The 26,342-nt window shown below is 51.1% G+C and carries 27 protein-coding genes and 1 pseudogene; 12 read left to right on the top strand and 16 right to left on the bottom strand.

The genetic code is table 11. The annotated features are described in order from the left end of the window. The first annotated feature begins 525 nt into the window (after positions 1-525). Complete coding sequence (locus D8Y22_RS02075) at positions 526-1,233, top strand: metallophosphoesterase (protein WP_174811727.1); 708 nt, start codon at positions 526-528, stop codon at positions 1,231-1,233. Positions 1,234-1,860: 627 nt separating this feature from the next. Here D8Y22_RS02075 and D8Y22_RS02080 read toward each other — a convergent pair. The 7 genes from D8Y22_RS02080 to D8Y22_RS02110 form a co-directional block, all read right to left on the bottom strand. Further along, positions 1,861-2,133 (bottom strand): hypothetical protein, encoded by a 273-nt coding sequence (locus tag D8Y22_RS02080; RefSeq protein WP_141463016.1) that lies wholly within the window; start codon positions 2,131-2,133, stop codon positions 1,861-1,863. 488 nt (positions 2,134-2,621) lie between these two features. Continuing rightward, entirely contained in the window at positions 2,622-3,083 is a 462-nt protein-coding gene (locus tag D8Y22_RS02085) for a hypothetical protein (protein ID WP_141463018.1), read from the bottom strand. A gap of 2 nt (positions 3,084-3,085) precedes the next feature. Next, positions 3,086-5,056, bottom strand: a complete 1,971-nt coding sequence (locus tag D8Y22_RS02090) for a coiled-coil domain-containing protein (protein WP_141463019.1) — start codon at positions 5,054-5,056, stop codon at positions 3,086-3,088. Continuing rightward, positions 5,046-5,237 carry a hypothetical protein gene (locus tag D8Y22_RS02095; RefSeq protein WP_141463021.1) on the bottom strand — a complete coding sequence of 64 codons (192 nt, stop codon included), beginning with the start codon at positions 5,235-5,237 and terminating at the stop codon, positions 5,046-5,048. Before D8Y22_RS02095 ends, D8Y22_RS02090 begins: the two co-directional genes overlap by 11 nt. 2 nt (positions 5,238-5,239) lie before the next feature. Further along, positions 5,240-7,228, bottom strand: coding sequence for a DEAD/DEAH box helicase family protein (locus D8Y22_RS02100; RefSeq protein WP_141463023.1), 1,989 nt, complete (start codon positions 7,226-7,228; stop codon positions 5,240-5,242). Between the two features lies 1 nt (position 7,229). Then, entirely contained in the window at positions 7,230-8,351 is a 1,122-nt protein-coding gene (locus tag D8Y22_RS02105; RefSeq protein ID WP_141463025.1) for a transcription initiation factor IIB family protein, read from the bottom strand. Positions 8,352-8,457: 106 nt separating this feature from the next. Then, on the bottom strand, positions 8,458-9,450 hold the full coding sequence (locus D8Y22_RS02110; protein ID WP_141463027.1) for a transposase: 993 nt from the start codon (positions 9,448-9,450) through the stop codon (positions 8,458-8,460). A gap of 162 nt (positions 9,451-9,612) precedes the next feature. Here D8Y22_RS02110 and D8Y22_RS23290 point away from each other — a divergent pair, with 162 nt between their 5' ends. The 4 genes and pseudogenes from D8Y22_RS23290 (at position 9,613) to D8Y22_RS23295 (ending at position 11,240) form a co-directional block, all read left to right on the top strand. Then, entirely contained in the window at positions 9,613-9,855 is a 243-nt protein-coding gene (locus D8Y22_RS23290; RefSeq protein WP_141463029.1) for a hypothetical protein, read from the top strand. A gap of 76 nt (positions 9,856-9,931) precedes the next feature. After that, a complete protein-coding gene (locus tag D8Y22_RS22765) occupies positions 9,932-10,489 on the top strand; it encodes a hypothetical protein (protein ID WP_246084332.1) in 558 nt (185 codons plus the stop codon). A gap of 9 nt (positions 10,490-10,498) precedes the next feature. After that, on the top strand, positions 10,499-10,918 hold the full coding sequence (locus tag D8Y22_RS22770; protein ID WP_246084333.1) for an HNH endonuclease: 420 nt from the start codon (positions 10,499-10,501) through the stop codon (positions 10,916-10,918). Positions 10,919-11,022: 104 nt separating this feature from the next. Continuing rightward, positions 11,023-11,240, top strand: a pseudogene (locus tag D8Y22_RS23295) (hypothetical protein). Positions 11,241-11,266: 26 nt separating this feature from the next. Here the strand turns inward: D8Y22_RS23295 and D8Y22_RS02130 are convergent. Further along, a complete protein-coding gene (locus tag D8Y22_RS02130) occupies positions 11,267-11,713 on the bottom strand; it encodes a hypothetical protein (protein ID WP_141463031.1) in 447 nt (148 codons plus the stop codon). Between the two features lie 127 nt (positions 11,714-11,840). On the opposite strand from D8Y22_RS02130, the gene D8Y22_RS02135 reads away from it, so the two are divergent. Further along, positions 11,841-12,071: a hypothetical protein gene (locus D8Y22_RS02135; protein WP_141463033.1), complete on the top strand. Its 231-nt coding sequence runs from the start codon at positions 11,841-11,843 to the stop codon at positions 12,069-12,071. A gap of 336 nt (positions 12,072-12,407) precedes the next feature. Continuing rightward, on the top strand, positions 12,408-13,403 hold the full coding sequence (locus D8Y22_RS02140) for a hypothetical protein (protein WP_141463035.1): 996 nt from the start codon (positions 12,408-12,410) through the stop codon (positions 13,401-13,403). A gap of 172 nt (positions 13,404-13,575) precedes the next feature. Here D8Y22_RS02140 and D8Y22_RS02145 read toward each other — a convergent pair whose 3' ends face one another. Then, the gene (locus D8Y22_RS02145; RefSeq protein ID WP_141463037.1) at positions 13,576-15,567 is read right to left on the bottom strand and encodes a DUF262 domain-containing protein; all 1,992 of its coding nucleotides are present in this window, start codon (positions 15,565-15,567) and stop codon (positions 13,576-13,578) included. Positions 15,568-15,743: 176 nt separating this feature from the next. Here D8Y22_RS02145 and D8Y22_RS02150 point away from each other — a divergent pair, with 176 nt between their 5' ends. Next, positions 15,744-16,928, top strand: a complete 1,185-nt coding sequence (locus D8Y22_RS02150) for a type I restriction enzyme HsdR N-terminal domain-containing protein (RefSeq protein ID WP_141463039.1) — start codon at positions 15,744-15,746, stop codon at positions 16,926-16,928. A 428-nt stretch (positions 16,929-17,356) separates the two neighbouring features. Further along, a complete protein-coding gene (locus tag D8Y22_RS02155; protein WP_246084334.1) occupies positions 17,357-18,364 on the top strand; it encodes an HNH endonuclease in 1,008 nt (335 codons plus the stop codon). Between the two features lie 19 nt (positions 18,365-18,383). Here D8Y22_RS02155 and D8Y22_RS02160 read toward each other — a convergent pair whose 3' ends face one another. The 4 genes from D8Y22_RS02160 to D8Y22_RS02175 all read right to left on the bottom strand — a co-directional run bounded on the left by D8Y22_RS02160 (position 18,384) and on the right by D8Y22_RS02175 (position 21,939). Further along, positions 18,384-19,397 carry a hypothetical protein gene (locus D8Y22_RS02160; RefSeq protein WP_141463041.1) on the bottom strand — a complete coding sequence of 338 codons (1,014 nt, stop codon included), beginning with the start codon at positions 19,395-19,397 and terminating at the stop codon, positions 18,384-18,386. Between the two features lie 177 nt (positions 19,398-19,574). Further along, positions 19,575-21,014, bottom strand: a complete 1,440-nt coding sequence (locus tag D8Y22_RS02165; protein WP_141463043.1) for a hypothetical protein — start codon at positions 21,012-21,014, stop codon at positions 19,575-19,577. Continuing rightward, complete coding sequence (locus D8Y22_RS02170; protein ID WP_141463045.1) at positions 21,011-21,457, bottom strand: hypothetical protein; 447 nt, start codon at positions 21,455-21,457, stop codon at positions 21,011-21,013. The genes D8Y22_RS02165 and D8Y22_RS02170 overlap by 4 nt, the downstream gene beginning before the upstream one ends. Continuing rightward, positions 21,454-21,939, bottom strand: coding sequence for a hypothetical protein (locus D8Y22_RS02175; protein WP_141463048.1), 486 nt, complete (start codon positions 21,937-21,939; stop codon positions 21,454-21,456). The genes D8Y22_RS02170 and D8Y22_RS02175 overlap by 4 nt, the downstream gene beginning before the upstream one ends. Before the next feature lie 357 nt (positions 21,940-22,296). Here D8Y22_RS02175 and D8Y22_RS02180 point away from each other — a divergent pair, with 357 nt between their 5' ends. Further along, positions 22,297-23,031, top strand: a complete 735-nt coding sequence (locus D8Y22_RS02180; RefSeq protein WP_141463050.1) for a hypothetical protein — start codon at positions 22,297-22,299, stop codon at positions 23,029-23,031. Positions 23,032-23,054: 23 nt separating this feature from the next. On the opposite strand, the gene D8Y22_RS02185 is transcribed toward D8Y22_RS02180, so the two are convergent. Then, positions 23,055-23,246, bottom strand: coding sequence for a hypothetical protein (locus tag D8Y22_RS02185; protein ID WP_141463052.1), 192 nt, complete (start codon positions 23,244-23,246; stop codon positions 23,055-23,057). A gap of 121 nt (positions 23,247-23,367) precedes the next feature. On the opposite strand from D8Y22_RS02185, the gene D8Y22_RS02190 reads away from it, so the two are divergent. Further along, a complete protein-coding gene (locus D8Y22_RS02190) occupies positions 23,368-24,156 on the top strand; it encodes a DUF429 domain-containing protein (protein WP_141463053.1) in 789 nt (262 codons plus the stop codon). Between the two features lie 48 nt (positions 24,157-24,204). On the opposite strand, the gene D8Y22_RS22165 is transcribed toward D8Y22_RS02190, so the two are convergent. After that, positions 24,205-24,594, bottom strand: a complete 390-nt coding sequence (locus D8Y22_RS22165; protein WP_174811728.1) for a DUF7344 domain-containing protein — start codon at positions 24,592-24,594, stop codon at positions 24,205-24,207. A gap of 453 nt (positions 24,595-25,047) precedes the next feature. On the opposite strand from D8Y22_RS22165, the gene D8Y22_RS22625 reads away from it, so the two are divergent. Continuing rightward, positions 25,048-25,350, top strand: coding sequence for a hypothetical protein (locus tag D8Y22_RS22625; protein ID WP_246084335.1), 303 nt, complete (start codon positions 25,048-25,050; stop codon positions 25,348-25,350). A 200-nt stretch (positions 25,351-25,550) separates the two neighbouring features. Here the strand turns inward: D8Y22_RS22625 and D8Y22_RS02205 are convergent, their stop codons facing one another. After that, the gene (locus D8Y22_RS02205; RefSeq protein WP_141463057.1) at positions 25,551-25,916 is read right to left on the bottom strand and encodes a hypothetical protein; all 366 of its coding nucleotides are present in this window, start codon (positions 25,914-25,916) and stop codon (positions 25,551-25,553) included. Between the last annotated feature and the right edge of the window lie 426 nt (positions 25,917-26,342).

Genomic DNA, 26,342 nt, shown 5'->3' on the forward strand with positions numbered 1-26,342 from the left:
TGTTCGTGGCATGGTTTACGTCAGGAATTTTCTGAGCACACTATAGAGGCGCTCTACGTAGATAAACCTAGCAGTTCAGGGCTGAAGGCACACTAGTCTAAGACTAGGTCCTTGAACCCCGTTTTCGGCGTCGGGCTTCTGCTTGGGAGCATCTTGAGGGCCCAACCACTTGTCTTGGAACCGGTCCAGCCAGGTGTGCATCTCTTCGTTATCCTCGTACCGTAACTCGACATGGGCAGCTGACAGAAGGATTAGGTCGATCAAAACGGCCGCTTCCGACAATTCGTCCTTAGGTTCGGCATCGTTCAGCCCCAAGTAGATCCAACAGAATAACCAATTGTACTTCTCCCGTAGATTCTATTCACTGATAGTATATTTAAGAAGTAATACTCTTATAGATCCTCAGTAGAGTATGTTAGTGTGATTGATCGTGGTTTTCTTTGGCGGGAACAGAAATTACCTCTCAGAGTAGATCCGATTCTAGACTGGGCTCCCTCTAAAAGTCGCATATTCCAGATAGTACATATGTCTGACAGTCATTTAGGGCTACAAAATTACACAACGCAGGATGGAGAAAAAGTTCGAATTCCATCATATAAACGTTTTATAAAGACTATCAAAGTGATCCAAGATTTGAATCCAGACCTCGTTATCCATACAGGAGACATATTCGATGAAAACCCTCTATTGAAGACAAAATTATATCACAGAACTAAGTTGAAGTTAAAAGAAATAGTCGACAGCAATATCGCCTTTTGTTATATAAGGGGGAATCATGATCCGTATCAGTCTGATGTGATCTTATCTGATCTCCTTCCACAATGGGACCATGTACACTTAGGCGATAGGGATTCGTATTCTGTCTGTGATGGGAAATTGCTCCTCTATGGAATTGACTATCGCGATCCATCTAAATCGACATTTGAAGACGTTTATCCACCCATAAAAGAACAGGATCAAATTTGCTTAGGCCTTTTTCATCAAAGCATAGCAGCAGTGACTAGGTCGTTTGACGCATCAGTCAGTTTTGAAGATCTAGCTGATAAAGACTATTCCAAAGAATACGATGTAGTTGCACTTGGGCATGTACACAATAGACGCTGGATAAAAAATGAAAATATATCAATATTTGTTGGAGGGTCATCAAGTGGTGTTGATTGTTTTCCAAGCATTGGTTTGCTCACCCTCACGTCAGAGTCATCCCATTATAGGTGCGTCAAGCTACCTTATTGAAAACTGATTAAATTGTAATTTTCCGGCTCTGGTGAATTGCCACACTGTGTTGAGTTGTAGTGCCTCGCTGTCTTCTTGAGACCCGCGAATCGGTTCGCAACCGCTGAACCCTTCGAAATTGTAGTTACGATCGTTCCACCGTGACGCCTCGTGCGACGTAACCTGCCACAGCAAGTCGCCACCGTTCAGTGATTAATGAATGTTAATCTTCTTGAGTGTTTATCCGAGCGATACTGTCTAGTCTAGCACTACCGCTGGCGGTTATTTGTTGATTGTGCGCTCGCTGTGTGTCGTAGTAGTGAGAAAACTCTTAGGGCTCTTCTCTGGTGCTTGTCCGACTGCCGACTCACTCGAGGATTTACTCGAGGGGAACAAGTACCCACTCCAATTACCGCCACAACTCCCGAGTCTGTCGCCACGATCGAAGAGTTATTGACCCGTACATTAACGCGACTACCCCCGGCCCGTTCTTCCGTTCTCGAAGGCGATATGTGGATCAACACCCTCGAGAACGAACTGCGAGAGATGTAGCCTAGCGGCCTCGTTGCGTCGCAGGCCCCACGCACAGAGCGCGAGCACAACGAGCTGCTCGACTGGCGACTCGGCAACATCGTACAACGCCCTGACTTACTCGCTCGAGAGGGTTGGGTTGTCCTTCTCATTTTTGAGTGCGTTTTTCCACAGTTCCTCGTGGTCGACGGTTTCCGCCGGGTTGAACGGTGAACCGTGGCAGTCCACGAGGTGCGTGTAGAACTGTCGAACGTCGCTCAGATAGCGAAACTTCGAATCGTTGCTCTCGAGATCGTCGTCGAGTGCATCGAGGAGGCCTTCGACGCATCGGAGTTCGTCGTACTCGTTTGCCGCGTCCATCACGCAGTCGGGCGATCGCTGGCGTCCCATGGACGTTCTCGTACGGGCGCACGTACGTGTCAAGTCGATATTCCCTCGAATCGACTGTTGCCGGGGCTGATGCGGTCGACGCACCGGAGATACGACTCGAGGGCGTTGACGATCGGTTCGTCGTCGATACCCTCCTGGCACAGGTTTCCAGAATCGGGCTCACGTAGCCGACCCTCTCGAGAAGATCGGTCAAATACAGGAAGTGGGGCAATCACAGCCGATGCCCGTTGATTTCGGCCACAAAAACAGTAGATTGACAAGTTATCACAATTGAAGCAGGATCTACAGAGATATATATATACATCGGGTTTTAGACATATCCAACGAGTCACCGTCAGAAACATCGAACTCAGAATTAGCTACTCACGGCCGTGGAATTACGCGTCTAAACAAGACCTAGCGTTGTAATGACTAAGTCGTGCGCTTGAGGTACACCCAATCGAGGATCCTCTTAGGGACCGTTCAGTAAGGAAAGAAGAGGCGTTCAGTCAGATTTCGTTGAGTACCTTGTGATATTGCCGGAGGAATTCGTCGAATTCCTTCGGTGTAGGGCCGGAGTTCTGGAGGATTTTGTGGCCCTGTTCGGCGTAGCAATTGAGTAACTCTTTGCCATGGTCAGAGAGGCGTGTTGGGTCTGTGGAGTCAAGAATATTAAGCATTAGCTCGCGAATCTCATCCTCTTCCTCCTTCGGGATATGCTGTCGATTGATTTCGGCCATTATCAGCGCTGCATAGAGTTCGAATTTCTGATCCGCATAATCCTCAATCACAGTATCGACAAACGGTTCGGCACTCGGCTCTTTGTCAATGGGAACCCGGTCACGAGCTTTAATGCCGATCATCGCTGCAAAATAGTATTTATCCCACATACTATCGAACCTCCCTGTAGAGCTCTTATCTTCAATGTCGTCAAAGTACTCGCGTGCATCATCACTGAGTCGGAACGACATGGTTACTCACCCCCAGATGCGTTTTGCTCTACTACGTTACTGGCGTCTTCTCCGTCTTCTTCTTCTTCAGACGTGAATTGCATGAAGTAATCCCGATCCGTATGGGTTGCTAACTCACCAGGCTTCTCTGTCTTGTAGACCGTATAGTACTTAATACCGTCCTCATGATCCGGCTCCAGGTTCTCAACGAATCCGGACTTTTCTGTCGAAATGATGAACGCGATTACCTGATCAAAGAGTCCTGAAATGATTGGTGACACTTCACGACGGACCTTGTGATCCAGACTGACCGCCGGACTGTCGATTACAAACGGCATGTCCACTGCAGATTCTTCGAACAGCGTCGAGAGATATGCATAGGCGACTGCCAAGGACTGGCCCTCTGAGGAACCACTCTTGTTACGGAGGTTAATCGAGTCGTCAATCGACTCGATTTGGACACTGGAACGCTTCAAAATCCGTTCAAGTCGCTCATTAGTTTTCTGGATTTGTTCCGCTTTGACGCTCTCGACCGTCCGTCCGACAAACTCCTCGAAGATCAACTCAAGCTTCTCGGCTTGTGCGCTAAAGGTGACTGTGTCGGTTGCTTCCTCGACTTTCTCTTCGTACTTCGTCTTTTCGCGCTTCGCCGCCGGAATGTTGTTCCCCCAGTCCAAACCGTGCTTCTGGCGCAAGCCTTTGTCATCAGTCGTCAACAGCTTAATTTTCTGTTTCTTCCGGTCTCTTTCTGTCCGTTCGGTCTCAATTTTCCGGGTTAGATCCTGCTTTTTCTCCTCCAGATCTTCGTCATTGAGATCTAGCTGCGCCTGTTGCATTTCATACTGTTTGAGCTCATTCCGCGTCTCACTGAGGTCGTCGAGCCGACTCTCCAGAGATGCAGGTTCACTAACACTCCCTAAGCGCTCCTTAAGCGAGTTGAGGACGCCAACGTCTTCATCAGACAAGAACTGTTCAGCGTTCTCACGGATCTCTTCTCGGTGCTCCGCATCAAGCTCTCGCCCACAAACACACGTCGGCTCGTCAGCCAGCTCTACAAAGAATTCCTTCGACGTCGATTTTGGTAGCTTGAGGATCTTCATATGTGTAAGCAATTCTTCAAAGTCCTCATAGAAGTCCGCAGAGAGCTTACTGGGGACTCGCATATCCTCAATGATGGCATTCGACTTCGTCTGTAACTTCGTCTCTCGGTCCTTGATTTCCGACCCGTACTCTTTGTACTTGTTCAGGGCCTCCTGATCTTTCGAGATGATCTCCTCCCGTTCTTCGATGAGCGACTCGATTTTTTCCTGGTGGTCTTGGACTGCATCCTCCAGTTCATTGCGTAACGTTTGATGCTCCGCTAACTTGTCACGACGTGTTTCAAGTCTCGATTTGACTTGTTTCAGACCCTGCTTTGTCTTTGCGCCTTTTTCTTCTTGATACTCGTCGACGATTCCTTGGATAGATGCCTTTTGGGCATCAACACGATCCAGGCGGTTAACGATCTTGAGAGCTTGCTCGGCTTTGTCCTTGCCAGTCTCGATGAACTCGTCAGTCAATTCGCCATTAAATACAAACAGTTCGACAAAGTCCTCAGTGAGGATGTTTTGGAGGGCTATTGGGAGGAAGTGGCCGCTATTCATCCCGCCGCCCTCACGCTGGGGGTATGAATGTCGGTACGTGAGGGTTCCCATGTCGTAATCCAACTGCATATGGACTCGGAACCGATCGTCCCCTGCTGCAAAGGTAATCGCAAACTCGCCTTCAGAAGCCCCATAATCTGGCTCGTAATCTTTGACAGTGCCCCCATCAAGCTGGGTGCCGAGTATCAAATGTCGAATCAACCCCATCGTCGTGGTTTTCCCCGTGCCATTCGGCATCTGCACCAGAGAGATGTGATAGGGCTCACCAGTTCCTGGCTTGGTGAAGTCGAGCGTCAGATTCCCGATGTCTCGAATGTTCTCGTACCGGATTTCTTCGATTCTAAGATTCATCTGCGCGTTCCTCTTCGGTAAGATGGACGTTCTCGATAAGTCGGATCAAGTCGCTTTTATCTGCTCCTCCTTTCATCGCTGTTTGACACACGCCGATGAATCGTGATTTAAATGCTTCATTTTGGTCATATTCTTCAAGTACCTCGCTGGCAATCGCTTTGAATTCGAATTCGTCGGTCATGATTATTCTTGTTGCGTAACTTGACTTAGCGTTGTGAGCCAGTCGTGCCGCACCTTATCTGGCGGAGTCATTTCTTCATTCTCTTCGGCGTTTGATCCGTCTTCCTCCAAGTTCTGGTCGATATCACTTCCCACAACAAAGTCGAGGATGTTGGCCTTTTTGGTCGGATTGGATGGATCTTTTCGGAGTGCCCGCCCGATCCGTTGCGTGGTGGTGCCTTTCGACCGAGGGGCCGAAAACAAGATGATGTTTTCTACGGATTTGATGTCGATCCCTTCAGAGATGGCTTTACTCGTCAAAAGCGTCGACAGGCCGCCGCTGGAGAACTCATCGAGTTTCGACTCATCATCTTCTCCGTAGTATGTGTGGAAGTCATCAACATAATCGAAGATGATCTTCTGAACCTTGTGACCATAATCTTTTGAGGCGACGAAAATAATCGCGTTTTCCAAGATGTGCGGATTCGCCTGCAAGTGCTTCCTGAATACCGGTAGCTTCTCTTCTGATTCTTTCCGGACTTTGGCTAGCATAATGTAGAGCTGACTCTGCGGGATTCCTGGATTCTGTTGCTTGAGTCCAGCAAATTTACCGAAGACTTCTTTTTGTTCCTTTTTGTCGTCAGCCGACAGCTCATACCGAAGTGGTGTATAATCGAATTCAGTGAGAATGCCTCGCTGGATCGCTGCTTTCAATCCAAACTCATACACCACCGGTCCGACCTCATCACGAATAAACTCGTTTCGCGCCTCGTCGTACGGGTCAAATGGCGTCGCACTCAGTCCGAGCCGATACGGGAAGACATCCAACTTTCCACCAAGCGCGTCCTGTTTCGAGTCAGCACCAATATTATGGACTTCATCACAGATGAGTAATCCTTCAGTCAGCTTGTCACTCATACCGCCATCGACTGCATCCTCAAGATTCGCATACGACGTTAAAAGTACATCCAACCGGTCATTCTCAGCCATCAGATAACTGCCGAGCTCATCGTACCCGTTGTAATTCCGGTACAAGAACATTTCATTCGCCGAAAAGTGCTCCAGGACTGTCTCCTGCCACTGATTGAGTAAATCGTTTCCTCGCGTCGCCACAACGAGAGTTTCAATTTTCTCATCACGAAGCAAACGATCGATAATCTTCAATGATGTCCGCGTCTTTCCAGTCCCGGTTGCCATATCCAGGATCCCGGCTTCAGCTTCGAGGAACGCATTGACAGCCTCTTCCTGGTGACGCCATCGATACGGACTCGTGAGTTTCGACTGCTCGCCAGGGTCCTCATACGGTCGATCGTCACTGCGGAGCTCTGCAATGCCGAGCGCCACGCTATCTGGAAGACTGAACGAGTGTACCCCAGGCTTCTCGTTGGCCCAGATGTCGTCAAATCGCGCTTCATGCTCTTCGACCCGACGCTCGTCAACAGACGATCGCCAGGAAGTGAACACCGAGTTTGACTCGTAATTGGAGAGGCTCTTGCGACTATCATTCTGCGACCCGTGGAACGCAACCTTGTTTTCGTCGTCGTCGATGAAGAGACCCCACTTATCATGGAAGTCGCCACCGAGTGTCTCTCCCGTGATTGCGATCCGGATCTTAAGTAGGCCATCTGCGATTAGCCACGCGATCGTATTCTGGGGGTTCTGTTGCAGGTTGTGTTCCAGATCTTCAACGAGCGTCTCCATGTGGGCGTACAAGGATGGGTCGCGTTTCGCTGCATCGCCGCGCTCGATTGCATTCCAGTCGTCGGCGGCGAGCTTTGGGCTAATCACCCATTTGGCAGTTCCGCCAGCGGCTGCTAACTGGGCGATGCCTGCTGCTGCCTCTTCGAACCAACTACTCGTGAAATATCCTACTGCTCGTTTGTAGATGCTGGCGGCACTGAGACTTGGGGTATAAAAATCCGAGATGAGATCGTCTGTGCTTGTCTCATAGAGCAGCGGGTATTCAAGAGCACGCAGATTTTGGGCTGATGGCTGTTGCGTTGGGTCGTCCATATTAGAGTGCTTCGTCAAGGTCTGAGGTTACCCGGTAGATTTTTTCCTCGTGTTCTCTGTGGGTACGCTTCAGTTTCGGGTAACTGATCGGGTGACCGAGGTCCATGCTTGCCTGGCGGATAATTGCGAGCGCCAGGGAGACATCATCTGCTTCTAATTCATCAAGGTCTCCCGATCCACCAGCCTTTTTACATGTTTCAGTGCAGGCTTTGACCAGGGATTCATCAGCCTGCTCAAGTTGTTTGAGCGCCGATACGAGATTTTCCGCAACGGCCTCGCCGACATAGGGACTAAAATCAGACACCTCTTGGTCCAATGGTTCGGTCGCTGTTTCAGGGCTGCTATCAACGGACTTATCTATTTCTGCTTCCGGTTCTAGTCCTGGTTCTGCATTTGATTTTGACTCGCTTGACGTGGATGATGAGGTGAGAAGTTCGCGTTGATCTTGGTACCGGTTCCGAATGGTGACCTCGGTGACGTCAGCGGTATTCCCGATCTCCGTTTGAGTTACCTTACGGTCCAATTCAAGACAAGCGTTGTAGATCGCTGCTGCTGCGCGACCCGTTGGGCTCTTCCCACTACCGATGGCTGCTTCGTCGGCAATTGTGAGGATCTCATGGGCCCGCTCCGCAACCTCATCGTCGAGCCCAAGGTCCTCGCAGTAGTGGTCGATGTACTGGGTTGGATCAAGAAATGCCCGGGGATCTAGTCCAAGGGTACTAGCGATAGATTTCACCCGACGCAGCAGAATCACACGCGTGAAGGCTGTTTCTGAGACATTTGCGAAATCATCAGGGCTCAACGGTACCGACTCTACTTTACATGCTGTATAGAGACATGCAACGGCCAGGACCTCAAGAGCATTACCAGTGATATCCTCTTGTTCTGCATACTGCTCAAATAACGACACCGCCATTTGTTGAGTGCTTTCCGAGAGGTCCAGTTCGCCACTAACCCTGGTGGTTTCCGCTTCGATGATGTTCTGGCGTCGCTCATCATAGACTGCCTGCCCCGGAGTGAGGTTGGGCTCTTCAGTTCCAGGTGTTCGTTCTTGTACCTCGACCAGATCATCGAGGAGAATATCATCTAATTCTTGACTAACTGCTTCAGTCGAATCTGTCATAGTTTCATTCAAAGCATGGATTAGACCGCATCGGTTTCATCGTCATTGCTAGCCGTTTGCACTACATGTACTTAATTATAAGCAAGAGGGTGTCATAGAACTCTTGTCACACCGTGATGATCGTGCTTCCCGGATTATCTCCTCGTTCGTAGTTGGTGATCGCAATAACGAGACGCAGACACAAGGACAGGAACACCTGTGCTCGTGCATGGACGCGGCCTCGGGCGCGGACGTGCCCGAGGCCGCAGTCCTTGACTGCGTCGTTAGTTCGTTCGACGCCTGTCCGGCGGTTGTACGTCTCATCTAACGTCGATTGCTTCAGCTTCACTTCCTTGCTGTGTTCTTTGATACGGTCTTCGACCCTGTACTCTATGTCCAGTGGATCGTCGGTGTTGCGTGCGTTGTACGGGGCGATTGGCACGACTCCTGCGGCCAGCAGGTAGTCGTGCCAATCGAGTGTGTCATAGGCGCTGTCTCCAAGCATCCAGATCGGTGTTTCGACGGCGAGCGCGTCACGTGTGACGCGCATCGCCGTCTCTTCTGGCGCTTGTTTACTCTCGGTGAATTCCGCTGCAATTGGGATCTTCGACCCGGTCGAAACGATCGTGCAGCCGTAGCCGTAGTAGTACTCTTCAGCCGTTAGATCGTAGCATTTCGACGCATCTTGATCGGCTGGCATCGTCCTCACGTCTGTCGAATCAATAGAGTAGGTCAAGTCGAGCAGGCCCCGCAAGGCGGCCTGCTCGACGAGGTGGTCGAAAATCTCGTCGATGACGTGTTCGAGATCGGTGAGGAAGCGATCGACCGCGTCTCTCGACGGCGGTCGATCGAAGCCACAGCTGAGCCAGACGACTGTGTTGTTCAGTTCTCGCGCAACCGGACGAATGCCGTAGATATCCTTGTAGTAGCAGTGCAGAAACCCACGCATCATCTCGGGTGGTTCGTGATCTCGTGTTCGCCCCGTCTCCGCCGGGGCGAACACATCGAACTTTTCGAGAAACTCGAAGGAGAGATGCTCAAACAGCGCTAGTGTCTCGGTTTCCACGACATTGAAGAACGTCTCTACCGTAGGATTCTCTTGCAGGGTCGCTGGGCTCATACCACCTCAGCGTTCACCCTGCTCTCTGGTATGAGAACTGTTCTATGACACCCTCTACCTTACGTGTATCAACTATCTCAAAGCTGCGAGGTGACGTAGTGTGCGGCAGTATTTTTATTGATTCCAGAATCCTGATTGCCTTCGGTATCGTTTGCTTCGAGCATGCAGCGGTTCTCAACGGGTGACCGTGTCCGGATTGATATTCCTGACGAGACTGATCCAGATCACGAACAGTATCATGGTGAACACGGCCAGATCGTTAGGGTATTGTCTGACGATGCTGGTTCGGTCACCGATGATACGCGGGATTCTCGTCTGTATCGTGTGGCTCTCGACTCGGGTGACGAAGCCGATTTCCGCTGGCGTGATTTACGGCCACCAATTAACGGGTCTCCGAAGTCGTAACTGACGTTCGTTCTCTGGTAACGCCTTACTGTTCAACGGGGAAAGGATCATCAACTGGTCCTGTCACTATTTCTGCATGGCTCCGGATCGTTTGCGCAGTATTGTTCCGATGTTCGGTGGTGGGACCCGCTACGTTGAGACGTTGGATGCGGTGCTTGAGTTTGTGGAGGCACATCGCCCGACGGCGGATGAGCTGGTGGGGTGGCATCGCGGACCGTTTGCGAACGTGTCGAGTCGGGAGTCGATTATGCGACGGATGAGTTATTTACAGCAGGTCGGCTTCCTTCAGCAGTCGGATGAGCGATGGATACTGAGTGATGCTGGTCGAGAGTACGTGCAGCAGGGTGATGTGGCGACGTTGCTTCGCATCATGTATGATCAGAACGTTGGGCTTCGGAGTCTGCTGTATGCGTTGTCTGCTGGGCCGATGACGCTCAGGGAGGTGAGTGAGCAGCAGTTGGATACGCACCCGGAATTGGTGTGGAGTCGGGGAGAGACGGATATGGCGAGACAGCGGGCGAACTGGTTGCGGAGCATGGAGCTTGTTGAGGTACGAGGTGACGCGTACGTGTTGACAGGCGAGGGTCGATCGTTCGTCGAGAACGCTGTTGCGGAGTGGAGCAACTCGGACTGAACGCCAGCGATGACCGACGACGGGATGACTGCTGAGACGTATGCGACGACGATTCACGCACGTGTGGTTAATCCGGAGCTCAGTGCAACGGTAATTTTGCGGCATAACCGAGAGTGCCCGATCTCAAGTGTTGATCAACCTGGGCTGCTGGACGTGGCCCACGTCTTATCGTGGAGTGACTACCCGGAGCACCGGGCTGATTTAGCGAACGTGCTGCCGCTGAGTAAGACGCATCACGCGGCGTTCGACCGGGAGCTGTTCACTATTGATCAGGACTACCGGTTGCACGTGAATCCTGGGTTCGAGACGCAAAGCGAACTGTTACAGCGAACGATTATCCACCAGGATGGTGAACAAGTCGTGCTTCCTGATGAGAGCTTGAACCCAGAGTATCTTGCGCAGCACAACGCGTCACTCGCGTGGGTGTAGACATCGACCAAACAAACGAGGTGACGTGGTGTGCGGCAGCGTGTATGATGATTATAGAACCTTGATTTCCTTCGGTATCGTTTGCTTTGGTCATCCAGTAGTTCTTGACGGGTAATCGCGTCCGGATTGATATTCCTGACGAGACTGAGGATCACGAACAGTATCACGGCTCACACGGTCAGGTCGTTGCGGTATTGTCTGATGATCTGGTTCAGTTACCGGCGATACGCGAGACTTTCGTCTGCATCGCGTAGCTCTTGATTCTGGTGAGGAAGCTGATTTTCGCTGGCGAGACTTACGGCCGCCAATTGATAGTGCATAGTAGCCGTGAGTGGGAACGAAGCGGGTTCAAAGCCGTGCTCGCAAGTCTCTGACGAATCCTTGTACTTCTGGGTCGTTGAGACCACTGAGATCTATTTCGGCAAAAGGTCGGGGACCACCTAATGGTCCTTTGATCTCGAATTCGTTATTGGCAACAGTGAATAGACCGAGGCGCAAGGCTTCGCGTGCTGCGGTATTTGGTTTGTTGTCGAATTCGTCTACTAATTGATCAGCGAGCTCGTCATTGACTTCTGTTCGAAGCTCTGTCATTCGGTCTCCAAGCTTGATTTTTGCAAATGGACGAGGAAGCCCGAAGGGACCTTTGATTTCTGGTTCAATCCCTGATTTGCGGGTTGAAACACCGATCTGTATCAATTTCGATGCTGTTTCATTCATTGTATAGTCTGCGCCTGCCAGTTCTTCTACTGCTTCTTTGATTTCGACTTCAATCCGTGGATTTAGTGATTTCGCCATACCGGTCCTACTATTCGCAGTATTTAGAATGTTACCGATGAGGTGAATCGCCGATTCGACGTTTCGCCGAAAGTATTATTATGATGTCTGAGAGACAAACTATTGTAGCAGACCAAATCAGATATCCATGACAGACACATACTCCATCACGTTCGAAGTAGCAGTAGACGAAGAGGAACTTGAAAGCACGATCGAACATGAGTTAACAGAAGTTTCCAACGGAGAGGTGACGGGAAAAGCCCGCGCCGATCTTGAGGAGGTCTTTGAAAAAGCAGTCCAAGATATCAATTTAACCGATACTACCGCACCTGCTCCTGTTCCACTGGCAGTGGAAGAGAAACTCTTAAAGTCAGAATAACTCTGTCGACTATATTTTGTCCGCAGACCGATTGCAGAAGGACTATTCTCGTTTGTTGCCCACTGAAAACACTCATAACTACTTCTCGAACTACCGATATCGGGAGTTGCAAGGGTAGGGTCTGACCGGCAATTACATGCCATAAGCGTTTGACAGTACAATCACATGCCGTTCCGGGCTTTGCGAAATGGGAAGACCGTGGTCCCTGCTATGGTCCCGAACCAGGCCCCGGTCCAGTGTCTAAAATGCGGTGACACTCTATATGCCCGTGGTGGAAAAAAACGGGCTCGACACTTCTACCACGTCAACGAGACTGCCAGTAACTCGTGTTCAGGTATGTCCACCGGCGAATCACCAACTCATGCCCGGTGTGTCGCACTCGCCGTTGCAACACTCCAAGAAACGTTCGATGATCAGGCCGAACGGTGCGCTGCGGAGGTCGATATCGATGTTTCTGACAGTGGTAGCGGCAACCGTATTCGCCGGGCAGACGCACTGGTCGAGTTCGCGGAAGAGAACCCTTTCTTCGGGAATGGTCTTGTCGTGGAGGTCCAGCACCAGCACCACCATAAGGACGTTCGGACCACGACACACGATTATCTTTCAGTCGGGTATTCTGTTGTTTGGCTCTCCTCTACGGATTTCGGGGAACACGAATTAAACTACTCGGTTATCAGTGATGCCTTCGCTGCACGGGATGGGTCTGGATACAGCGTTCGTAATAACGTTGCCAGATATTTTCTGGACTGCGAAAGTTACAATCATGCTGGTGAGCACAACTGGGGGGTCGTTCCATCGTATGTTCTGACTTGTGAGAACGACTACGAGATCTGTACGAGTCGGCCTTGCACGCTACGACGTCGGTACGACGAGGAGGCTGGCGAATACATCTACGACCCGGACGAAATCACAATCCCTGATCTGCCGCTCAAGGTGCTAAGGAATACGCTTATCACCCGATCTTCACGCGACTATTTTGAAGAATCGCTGAAACAACGGTACGTGGATGGGGTTCTGGAGAAGGCACTTGCGGACCGGCCTGAGATCGCTCCCTGTCCAGGGCCGAAAGGATTCCACGAATGGCAGTCATCGGAATCTGTCTATGACGGTTACACCCGGGTCGAACTGCACGCTTGCCAGCACTGTCCCGTCCACCTGCTCACGGACTTCCGTGGATACGGACGGACCGACCTCTTCTTCAGCGAACACCCAGATCCCGACTGGGACCTTCTAACACTGGAAGCAGACCCGAGACAGTGCGAGCATCGAAGCCACGCAGAAGGACTCTGGTACGAATCTTGCCCCGACTGTGGAGTCACAAACCCGCAGTGAAACTCGAATCGGTGTCGGAATACTCAAGCAGACTAGAGTCTGTACCTGTGTTTGAGCCTCAATAGGAACTGTTTCAGCGAAAGATCATTGGGAAAGGCGGAAAACAAGTTGTGCTCCTGGATAAGAGCATGGACTTGGAGCACCTAGCATAACGCGTCACTGGCGTGGGTTCCTATATAGCCTCGATATCTTCGTACAGAACCAATCGTGATTCAAGTTCTTCAATCAGTTTTGGCTCTCGTGCAGCGAGGAAGTCTTTGTATCGGTTGTATGAGTACGGTCTTGTTTCCGGCAGATTGTGAGTGCCCACTACTGACTCAATATCGTCAACGTGCTTTGTAAGCCATTTCTCAGGGTCTCGTTGTCCTTTTGATTGATTTACGCCTTGGGGAAGAAGAGTGTAATTCCCGAACCGGTTGACGTTCTCCTTGCAGAATGTTTTGACTGCTTTTAACTCGTCTTCGTCTAACTCTAGTTCCTGGTTGTCGAGGTAGGACTCGTTGTTCCGGAGTTTTGATGCTGGGAAGAAGTGGTCGATGTCGATTGCGGAGACTTCGTTCTTGTCGTCAGTTTCGATGAGATAATCTGTCCCAACTCCACGGTCATCGTACAATTTCGTCAGGAGGTAGTTGCGGAGTGTTGTTGCCTCACTGTGGTCTGTTTCTTTTACGAGGCGATCGATCAAGAGGTGACCGTCTTTGTCTCGCGGGCTGATCTTGAGTGGGATGACTTCGTCACTGTAGTGCTCAAGAATAGCGTGTATTGGGAATTCTGAGGCGTCAGTAAGTAGTGGTCGGATCTTGTGGGCGACTGTGGTTGGGGGATCGATATCGAGGAGGTTTGTGAGAACGGTTAGCTGCACCCAGTACTCCATTTTTCGCTGATCAGCGTCTGAGAAGTCAGAGTATGACGTGAAATCATCGTCCTCGATCCGTTCTTTACAGTAGTAGATGATTGGGAGGAGCGAGGTTTTTGATCCGACGCACTTTCCAGTGAGTCCGAATTCATCACTCACCAATGAGAAAGCGACTTCAAGTGCTTCGAAGAAGTTCGAATCCCAGACATCTTCAAGCGATTCGATCTTCGATGGAATGAGATTATTTTGCTCGAATGAGGGACGTTCGTCATCAAGATAGAATAATGAGCGGATGAGGAACCCTTTCCCGAATCCGAAGCTATGGGTTCCGAATTGGTCGCTGAGGTTGGCGGCGTTTGACTCAAAGACGTCCTTTGGATCTTCTCCTTCGCCGAATTTGTTCCAGTAGACGGTTATGAGTGAGAACGCAATATCCGAGTTGCTGAGTTGTTTTCCACCTTTGTTTCGTCTGATGAAGAGTTCTAATGCGTCTTCGTTCCGCATGTCACTGATCTTTTCGCACGGAATCTGCGGAGCGTCTATTGCTTCTTGGAGTCGGGTGAGGTTCGCTTCAATATTGGTTTGTACGTGTTCATCCCCGTGAACATCTTCTGGGAGGTCGGTTGCTTCGTAAAGGGGTTGTTCTGTGTTCCATGCATGCCGGACGGGGTACCAGAGTTGATCATCATCTGGGTGATATTCGATGGTGTCGGTTTTGCGGAAGTCAAACTCAAAGACGTACTCTTGAGCATCTTCTGGCTCTCGATGAGGGTCGTTCAACAGGTTTAGACAGAGGAATTTCCGGTGGTAGGATCGGAGGTTTCGTGTGTACTTGTTTTTCCGGTGAGTGTAGTAACTCCCACGAAGGCCGATAAGGAAGGATGTCAACCGTTGCTGACCGTCAAGCGTGAACGTATAATTGCACCCCCAGTCAGTATTAGCTGTTTTCCGTCCGTGGTAGCAAACTGTGCGTTCATCTACCTCTTCAGTCGGGAAATTCGACCGGTTCGCGTAGTGGCGGATGAACTGGTACTTTGCTTCTGTGTCTGCATCCGAGTCCTCTTGTTCAACGTTCCACAGTAGGAGCGTTCCAATCGGAAGTCCACGTAGTAGTGAGTCGAACAACGCCTCTATCTTCTCTTGGTTCCAGCAGAACTCACGTTGGAGAGACGGGATGACGATCGGCGGTGAATCTACATCGGTGACTGGCTTGTCAGGTTCAGCGAGTCTGGATATTAGTTCTCGAACTGATATAGTTGAATGACTCAGATTAACGTTTCCAACGAAACTGTGAGGTGTGTTTGTCACTTCTCTATACAAAAAGTAGAGTGTTATAATTACTTTTACTAATTTTAGATACGAGTACTGGTTTAGACGTTGAGGAACAGTCAGCACTGTTGAATGGAGGACGTTCCAGGAGTGGGTAGTTCCTGAGATTTTCTCACCTGATTATTTGTGTCTGGTATGCTAACTGCTGAGATAATATGGGCATAGATGAAGTAGAGGAGTACGTCGAGCGGTCGCAGCAGTTGCTTGAGGCGTCTCCGCAAATGAACGAGCAGAATACGAAAGTGCGGCTTGTACAGCCGCTTCTCGAATTGTTGGGGTGGGATCTCTACTCGACCGAGGTCGAATTAGAATATACGGTCCCGATGGCGTCTGGGAGTACGCACGTGGATTACGCGTTGCTCGTCGGTGACTCTCCAGTGGTGTTCGTGGAAGCGAAGGCGGCTGGATCAAGTCTCAATTCGCAGCATGTTCGGCAACTCAAGAGCTACATGCGGCAGGAGTTGAACGTGGATTGGGGGATTCTTACTAACGGGAAGGCATTCGAGGTTCTGACTAAGGATCAACACAGTGGTGATGGGGAGGAGGTTTCAGTGGTGCAATTCGATCTTGATGATCTCGCTGCGGATCCAGATGTTCTGGAATTGCTGTCGAAGGAGGCGATTCGGTCGGGGAAATCGGATGAGATTGCTGCGCAGGTAGCGCAGACGAACGATGCGATTCAGTATATCAATCGGAATGAAGATGAAGTGACGGAGACGATCCGGTCAGCGGTACGAGGGGAGCTCGGTGATGTGCCGCTGGATTTAGAAGAGCAGTCTCGGGACTTTGTTCAGAACCTGGTTTCTGCGCTACGAGAACAACGCCAGTTCGTGAGCGAAGAATCGTCGACGGAGTCCGGTGAATCACGGAAGAGTGCGTCAGGGACTACTGAATCGGGTGAGAGCGATGTGCCGGAGCCTCGTCAGGACAGGGTTGTGGGAACGATCGCTCGTGAGGAAATTGAGGGCGATGAAGATGCGGTCATTGCTGTCTACCCTTCTCGGGAGTCTGGACTGTCTTTTTTGAAGGAGAATGCGGCGTGGGGGTTCGTCAGAGTGGGACGTGATTTCGATTATATTGCGATGTACATCAGTGGGGATATTGGTGAAGTCAGGTATTTTGCAGCGGTTGATGACGTCGTGGACCCGCACGATGCCGGTGTAGAACGCGATGTAGACCAGTTTGACATCGAGGAAGGTGAGAAGGTAATCCAGTTCGACCGTGAGACGTTCTACGAGCTGGAAGACCCGATACCGTACGAGTCGAAGTACCCACAAGCGCGTCGTGATACTACGCTTGGAAAACTACGGGAAGCGGAGACCACTGACGACCTCTTTTAGACGTATACGCCACTTGCTTGGTGTAGCTGATTGAAGTTGTGATCGGTATCCGATTTCTGCGTGTGCCCTACGGTGATTTGATAGGGGATTTGTCCAGGGATGATTCCCCCGCCAGTTAATTTCGACGGACTCCAACTGTAGTGTTGAATTGTTTAACATCTTCATCATTGGAACGACCGGGTTGTTTGCTCCTATGCGCAAAGCCTCGTACTCTCGGCTGTCTTCGACTCGTTGGCTTTCGCTGATGGGGGGGTCGTGCTATTTTAACTAGCCTATCAGGATTGTATTGCTTGAAGCTGGCTGGGTTGTCGAAGAGGTCTGTGTCGCGTTGTTGTGTGAGTTCCCCGGACCAGAACCTATAGTGTAGCAGTCCAGTCCGGATACAAGAGTTCCCGGAAGGAGAAGGTCACGGTTGACCCAGTCATCTAATGCAGAGGGAAGGGCTTGGATTGTACCTAAGTAGAGAACAGGACAGTATATCCATTAGATTAATAGAAGGACATACGAACGAAATAAACGCGGTCATTTATATACAATTGATTGATGTTTTCTACCAGAGTAAAATGCCTCCTGAAATTCAACGCGAACCGGAACATCGACTCCCGCTGGGAATGACTGTAATCGATTCTGATGCGGGGTATGACCGATATGTTGTGGTGGGTCTCCCCGACAAGACGTGTAGCGAATTTCCAGTCCCGGATACCGACAAGACTGTTGCAGATTTCAACGATGCTTACGATGAGGACACCCCGGTTGTCCAGGTCGTTTCGAAGGAGGCGCTTGATGAGAGCGTGGATAATTGGACGAGAAATTCATTGGCAGATCTTCAATCGGAAGCGGATGATGCTGGATTGAAGATCTATTCGTATCCTTCTGAGCGTCTGCAGTCTGCGTTTTCACATGTGCCAAATCGGGTAGAGACCCATCGTGATCTCATTTGTTACCAGTATGCTCGACTCACGCATCTAGCTTCGACAATTGATCATCCAGACCAATTCAAAGGCTGGTTGCTGTGGACCAAATACAATGAACTAACGAGTGGTGAGATTACGATGTCGTCGGTGCTGAAAGAGAACCAGTACCAGCTGAAAGAAAATCTTGGCTACTGTACGTACTGTAACCGGGAATCTGAAACTACGTTCGATCACATCGTTCCACGTGACTCGGGAGGGGTTAATGACATTAGCAATATGGTACCTGCATGTAAGTCATGCAACTCCAGTAAGAATAATAAGAATATCATAGACTGGCATCAGCAACACGGGTTTCCAATCGATCGTGTTGTCGTTGGCAAATATCTGAAACTCAAGTGGAATGAATTCGAGGAGGACGATCTCTTAGACGAAGAGACTCCTAATTCAGTTCGTAGCCGGTGGGAAGGGCTTGAAATTGCACGCAGGATCGATCAGGCACTCACGATGCACCCAGATCGGTAAAACGTGCGGTTCCTGTCAGTCAAGACATTTTCTCAAACGCTAATTCGTCAGCCGAATACGTGTAGCATTTGATCCCGTTGTCTTCGCAGTGCGCTGCGAGTTTCGATGGCCACACACCTTCGTCGTCGAAGTCGCCGAGGTACGCAACGGTAACTGAATCACCATCACCGCGTTCCACGACGACGGCCGTGTTCGGATCAGAGTGGCTCGTCTTGATGACGTGGTCGCCCGGGACGTAGGGGTTGTCGGCGAACTCGAGGTTCTCGTGTTTGTATGTCCAGAGTTTGATCTCGGTGTCGACGCAGTACGATGCGAGGATTCCGGGGTGGTACTCACGCCAGTCAGCGGGTCCCTGATCAAGTGCACTCGGGAACGCTACTCGAACGGCCTCACCATTCAATTCTTGACCGAAGGCACCGGTATTCTTCTCTGGCGGCATTACTTCGATGACGACGCCGACTGACGCGTCCTCGTCACTTGCCTTGATGACGCGGTCGCCGGGTTTGAACGGGTTCTCCGGTTTCTGATTCATGTACGCCGTGTTCGGCCCTAGCTCCTGTAACTCGTTCATTGGTCGCGCTGCGAGGTGCGCTAGCTTTTCCGGTTCGTCACCTGAGTACGCTGCTTGCGTCTCCACTTTCGATTTGAGGGTTTCAGTGCGTTCCCATCCTATTAGGATCAGTGCGTCTTCGTTGTCTCGATGCCAGACCATCACGATGATGTCGTCGTCGGGGTCGTTTTCCAGCAGGTTCGCCGGGCGAAACGCAGAGACGTCCCTTGACGTCTTTACATCCACTTCGTACCCGAACACCTCGAAATCGTGCCCGGAGAAACTCTCGGAATTACACCGCCGAATCGCCGCTTCGTTCTCCCACTCCCACATCTCGACCGGAAGGTACTCCCGACAGAACTGCTCGAACGCGAGTTCACCGAGATTCCCAATTCGCTTCACATCAATATCGTCTGCCCCCTGAATCACTGCCTGGTGATTCGCTCGCTCCCGGTCGATCTCGTCCGGCGAATACAGATACATTACACGCAGATTATCTATTAGTCAGATATACTTTGGGTACTGGTTATCACTACTGGAGTTAGACTGACGGTGCTGGATCGGTCACAGAGGTTGCGCGGTATCCTACGCTCTGGAGTGGCTCTCAGCTAAGATTCGGTATTTCTGCAAGCCAATCAGACATGCACGAGGATATGAAGACTAATCTCCCGTCTCAGGCCTCTTTTCCGAGTTTTTCGAGTTAACTGGTATGAGTGATTGTGCCGAGGGGTTCTCTTGTGTTACCTTGTCGAAGGCCTGTGTGAACTCGGTGGCGAATCGCTTGTGTAGGCTGTAAGTTTCTTTCGAAGCGAGTTCGGGATATTCTGTGACCACAGTTGAGGCGTCTTCGTTTTGAAGGAGTCGGCAGAGGTGTGCGATTTCGCCTAATGCGAGGAAGAAGGTATCGCGGTCGTTCCGGTTGGGAAGTTGGTACGGCGTTTTATCGGGGAGTTCTCGTGCTTCGAAATCAACATCGCCCCAGTCGCAGATACTCAGATCTTCCGTTAAGATGTTGAATTGGCTGGTGAGGATAGCAATGTTGCGGATGATACAGGGGACGCATTGACCGCAGTTGTTGAGTTCGTACTGTCCCTGTCGTCCGTGGTGCGGGCAAGAGACGGCAGTTTGAACTACTTCTTCAGTAGAGATTCGATTCACGACTTCGCGTTTGGTATCGGTAAGGAATGGGTTTCGGACCGCTGTGTTCCAGTTCAGTACCTCTGTCAGTAAATTATTGAACAGGTCTACTGCGATGGGTGAAACGGTTCGAGTGGTGTGCCATCCTTCGTTGAGGATAGCGAATCGTGCCATGAGCCCTGTTTCGAATGCACGGATCTCTGGGGATCGGTAGGCAGCTGCGGTGGCTGCTGCAAATACCCAGTGGAGGAATCCGCGGGAAAATGTCGTATACTCGTTTGTATCTCCGTCGTAGTTGAGTTTGAAGACGTGGGGACTCACGTTGAGTAAGCGTTGTAGTTCTTCGTGACGGGACCCGAGTCCACTCCCGTAGTTTAGGCTCACATATTTACTGTCGATATTTTCTGCTTGGTTTTGATTGACGCCTCCAGCGCTATCCAAGCCATCAGAGAAGAGACTCACTGCCTCTGTGCCTGTCGATGGTGTGTCGAATGCTCCGCTTGTGTGACTGCCTGTCTTCGGGTGTTGTACACAGTTGAATTGGATGATGTCGTAGGTCATGTGTGACACCATCGTGGAAAGCAGTTCTTGGGCTTCCGGGGTTGTGAGTTCCGGTGTAAATACTGGGATTCGGATAACGATGGAGCGCGTGTTGATCCGTGCGTCTTCGTCAGCGATATCGCTTCCAGCGATGACTTCCCGTTTCAAGTACCGATCAACGCCGAAAGTTGCGACAGCGATTTCTACTAAGTCCAGCACATCGTCGGGGAGTTCACCGCCGAATAGCTGTTGGAGTTCGTCGAGTTTGTATTGGATTTGGAAGTCGGAATCGGAGTTCCGTGTCGGAGTATAGTTGACGACCGATCCAACGGAGGTCATTCCTCCTGTTTCAGGATATGTCCCCTCGCGGCGATCTTCGAACTCTTCGCTCCGCTGGATATAGACCCGCTCCGTGCTTGTCATTGCTTCTGGTCCTCGGCATTACTGGATTCGGCATCCTCTAGAAGCTGGATCCCTTCCGATTTCCAGTCTGTAAAACACTGATGGACAGCGTCAACAAACTCCTCCTGATGTTTGTCTAATGCCTCAATGTCGCCGTTCGTGATTGCTGGGCCAAGCGTCGGATGTTCAGTGAGATCTTCAACAAGTTCCCGAGCACGGACCTCACACTGGTCACGTAAGTCTTCTCGATGTTCTGTGAGAAGCTGATCGCCGTCGTTTGTGAAGTACAGTTGTTCACCGACACCGTCAACGTCATCTGCTGCGGATTTGAGTTCCTGTTTCACGTATCGATAAAGCAACTGCCGAAAGTAGACTGTAAAGAAACCTTCCGGCCCGTGTACTTCCATGAACTCTCGTAGATTGTTCTGCTGCTCCTCCGCCGTAAGGTCGAAATTGTCACTCATTTGGATTCCTTATCTGAACGGCTCTGTTTGGAAAGTGCATCTGCCCCGTTAGACATTACGGCAGCAAGCGTGTCCTCTGTAGCTTGTTCGGACGGCATCTGCAGATTCTTATTCGCAGTATCAACGCCTTGCTGTACCGTTTCTCGTTCAGCTGCTGCAGTCACGGCGTTCTGTGCGGTTGTGACGGTGACTTCTGCTGATTCATTGCTGAGTTCTCCTATTATGGCACTCCGACCGGCCGCACGTACTCCAGCTTCAACCCCGTCGTTATTTGTTGCATTGACGAACGCGTAAGCGTGTTTCAGGTTACTATACATCGGTACTTTTGCCGGACCATTAGGCTGCGTAGCAAGCAGAACCGTAATCCCAATATCAGCAGCCCGTTTCAGATCGTCATTCGATACAGCACTGTTCATATCCTCCTTTGCTTGCTTCTGCAGCGAGTTTTGTGCTGTAGAAGTTGTTGTCGCTGCGCTCCCCATAATTAAGAATTTAGAACATATCAACTTAAATATTGTTATGGGAATTGTTTGCGTTCCAAGCGTTCACGTGTAATGAGAGGGGCCAGAAACATTCCATCCTTTGTTTCACGCTCGAACTGCTGAATTAGAATTCGGGACATCTCTGGGACGAGGGTTTTTAACTACCAGATTCATCATAGCAATTAAGCGACGCCCGAGAACCTCTCCGCATCTACAAGCTGACGATGCATAGACCCTCTCTGGCAAGCTAATTCGATACCGCAATCCCTGGTATCATAGACTCTTGCCGACGCGAGGCCAGCGCGTCATCGGACGTCGCGTGTTAGCAGTACGAACAGCGGACAACACGCGATACTAATGACACGAAAAACTGCATCCGAAGTTGACGAAGGCACAAAACAGGGCGGTAAGAAAAGGGTGGCCCTCGAAACAGCAGCAGACAAAGCCAGGGAGGCTCTCAAACACAATCACCCGGAGAAGGTCTGCGACGTCACCGTTCGCGCTCATAACCGTGACCATGACTCCTCCCGGAACGTGACTGATCACCTCATCAGAACCGGTGAGGAGTGGATCGCGGTTCGAACGTGGGTGGAGGCCGGCAGCGGAAGCGACCTCGCAGTTACAGACCATGGCGAAACCCTTCAACTTGAAGCCCCGGGACTTGATCACAACCTCATTGCTGACCGCATCTGCAGCGAAGCGTTTGACGCGATTGACACTCACGAAGCGGTCGGGCGACCCGTTAAACCGTTCACCACCCTTGTCCGAAATGTCGCGGATGTCACGGACAACCTCGTGACCAGATGGCAGACCGCGTCGGAGCATGTCGTCAGGGAGAGGCTCTGCGAAGGGATCGCCGGATGGACCGGACGCACTGCGTGGACCGCGCACGAAGAGGAAGCCATCTACATTGAAGCAGACAGGGCCGCGACGTGGTTCATCAACGAGTACGTCACCGGCGATGTGAGTGACGACGTCAAAGCAACCCTTCACGACATCTACGTCCAGGCATTGTACGACTCCATTGCCGAGCACCGCAGCCGCCGAACTCCGCACCTAGAATACGCAGCAGAGGTGGTACTCGTAGACTGATGTCTTAGAATTCCGCCGGCAATTCAGATATCGAACTTCCGAACGACTCGGTCCGTTGGACGATCGTCACTCACCCGCCAGAGCCCTTGTGGCCAGAACGACTCCTCGTAGCCGAACAACCGGTTAATCGTCTCTGGCACCACATCAAGAGAATCATCGTAGTCCTCCACGACGTAGACGCCGAGTGCCGGGCCACCGTCCCTTCCGATTTTCATGCCTGCTCAGGATATGTCCGATTCTGCTCGGTTGCAGCCACTGTCCATATCATTTTGATGCAAAGAGAGATTCTGAGTGAACCGTAGATACAAGACGAATTGGTCGAGTTTATTACTGAGAATGGATTCACAGTACGTTGGCGTTGATTGGTCGTCCGGTGCGTGGGTTGCAATTGTGTATTCTGAGGGTGAGACTACACCCACGGTCGACGTGTTCGAGGAGATCGGTGAGGTTTGGGATGTGTATGGCGAATCGGCGCAGCGTATCGTCGTTGATGTCCCGATCGGACTCTGTGAATCAGTTGAATCTGAGTCGTGTCCATGTATCGAAGCGGACGGGGAAATTTCTCGACGGTGTGATGATCTCGCCAGAACCGTGATCGGGTCTCGATCATCCTCAGTGTTCACAGCACCAGCACGTGAAGCCGCGAGACTAGCATCGGAAGGGGCGGAGTATGCCGACGTGAGTGCGAAAAACAACTCCCTCACTGGGAAAGGGTTGACACAGCAAGCAGCCAGCATCTCGAACGGGATCGTCGAAGTTGAGGACCTACTTCTGAGTGACGGTGATGCAGAGATACTCGTCGAAGGCCATCCGGAGGTCTGCTTTCGCGCGTTCAACGGAGCTCCGCTTGAACACAGCAAACATACCGCTGCCGGCGTTGAAGAACGGTTGTCTACGCTGAAGTCCGTTCCTGAATACGAGGCCGGTGACTGGCGAACAATCGCTCGAGAGCTTCAAGGTTTGGAGTACAAGATCGGCATTGACGATGTGTTAGATGCGTTCGCACTATCGCTCACTGCGTGTGCACCTCACGATGAGTTCCAGCGGTTGCCATCGGACCCAGCGGAAGATACGCGTGGGTTACCGATGCAAATGGCGTACCGAAGCGAAACGCAGCTACGCTGAGAACTTAGCCTGTAGCTCTGCGTGAGACACGACGCGACTGGCCCGAAATCAGCGAACCATATCAGGGGGTCCACTCATGTCGCTGTTAGCGGTCTCGATAGTCTCCTCAATGCTCTGCATCACCTGAGCCACGACCGGTGTCCGATCGGTTGTGGACACGGTCTTGCTCTGTTGATCGTAGTCGACGATCCCGTGCTCTGCAAGCACTGGGAGGTGCGTGTGGTAGAGTCCGATCGCGGCTTTACGTCGAGTTGTCTGACCGACTGCGGTGGACTCTACACCGGCTTCGATCGCTGCGACTTGACGAGCGAGATCACGTGCGTGGACGGTCACTTCGTCGTTGGATTCCTCTCGTTGAACCTCGGAGAGGACGTTGAGGACGATGCGACGGCGTTCGGATTTGAGGACCTCCAGGAGATCGTCAAGTTCGTTACTCATGACTGCCCTCTGGTGACCAAGTGTCGATAGTCGGTTGTGGGCTCGTTCTTGTGGATGGTTCGAGTTGCCGCACACTGCAGTGGGCAGGTTGTCCGTCTTCGTTGAAGCCAAGAGGTTGCTCGTTGCCTGTCGGTCGGACAGAGTTATCACTCTTGACCTGCGTAGGGTTGATTGCTGTCATTGGTAGGCAGCGCGGCGTTCCGGCGTCCTACCGCCGGGCCCGTTTTGGGTGACCGCGCTATCTCGGGATGGGAGAGTCATCATAAAAAGCGCTTGTATTTCTGAGTACTAACTATACGGCCATGGAAATTACTCACCAAGCGATCAAATGTATGGCTGCGACCGAAGATAGTCGAAGAGGTGAGTGAGCAACAGTTGGACACACACCCGGTGCTAGGGTGGAGTCGCGGGGGGACGGACATGGCGAGACAGTGAGTGAATTGGTTGCAGAGCATGGGACTCGTCGAGGAGCGAGGTGACGCGTACGCGTTGACGGATGATGGCCGGTCGTTCGTCGAGAATTCTGTTGCAAAGTGGAGTGACTCGGACTGGACGCCAGCGACGAGTGACGACGGGATGACTGCTGGGACGTACGCGACAACGATTCACGCTCGAGCGGTTGATCCTGAGTTCCGTGCAACTGTGATTTCGCGGCATAACCGAGAGTGCCCGATATCAGGTGTTGATCATCTTGGGTTGCTGGACGTGGCGCACGTATTATCGTGGAGTGAGTACCCGGGTACAGAGCGGATTTGACGAACGTGCTCCCGTTGAGTAAGACGCATCACGCTGGTCGAACTGACGAGGGGACATGGTGTGCGGCAGCATGTACAAGGTTTCTCGTGGAATATGAATATGTTAGCACGACCTATGAGCTTATTTGAGAATCGGATTCTATCGACATAGGGTCTCAGACTTCTAAATCGTTACAAGGGACTAAAGCAATTTTCGTCGATCTATGGCTGACGCTTGGATCCACGTTCAGCTGATTTAAGATAGAGCGACCACGCGTCCGTTGGTTCGCCTGTCTCTTTGTGTTTCACTTTCTGGAGTTGGATGTCGAGTCGTGTGTTCATCGACTCACAATCGACGAACGGTTTGAGCAGTCCCGCGATCGTTTCCACGAACTCCGCATCTCCCTTGATGCGTACGTCCGATATTGGCTTATCAAACGTCTTCCCTTTTTGTCCATACGGTTTCGGGATGATGGCATTGATGATCTCCTCTGGTGTCGGCTCTGATCGTTCTCGTAGCCATTGTACCGAATTATCCTTCCGCACATATTCGTTATCTGTCCGCGGTAACTGTTCGAGATCAGTCATGCAATTATCTAGTCCACAGGACAGAGCGATATAGGTTATTGCCGAGAAAAATAGGTAAGGACGTATACTTGAGATGGGTAGCTATTCTCGCATCGGAGACTCTGTCCCAGCTGGGTCTTTGTCTCCTAATTCGACTTCTTGGGTGACGAGTTCTGTGATCTTCTCGCAAACATCGTCCCTACTGTATTTCGTTTCCACATAGACACCATCGACGACCTCGATAGGTTCTGTCATCGAGCCACCTTTCTGGTGAACGGGATCTGTGTTGATTAGGTATCGATTCCAACCGCTTTCGATCGGTAGATCGTCGTTCGATAAGTATTCTCTCTCGGTATGTGTTTACCCCGAAGGCTCAACAGCCGGTACAGCGTGACTCCGTGAGATCATCTCATTGGTGCTAACGACTCGACGAAGTTCTTCGTAGGG

The sequence above is a fragment of the Salinadaptatus halalkaliphilus genome (genome assembly GCF_006543045.1).
In the GTDB taxonomy this organism is placed as follows: Archaea; Halobacteriota; Halobacteria; order Halobacteriales; family Natrialbaceae; genus Salinadaptatus; species Salinadaptatus halalkaliphilus.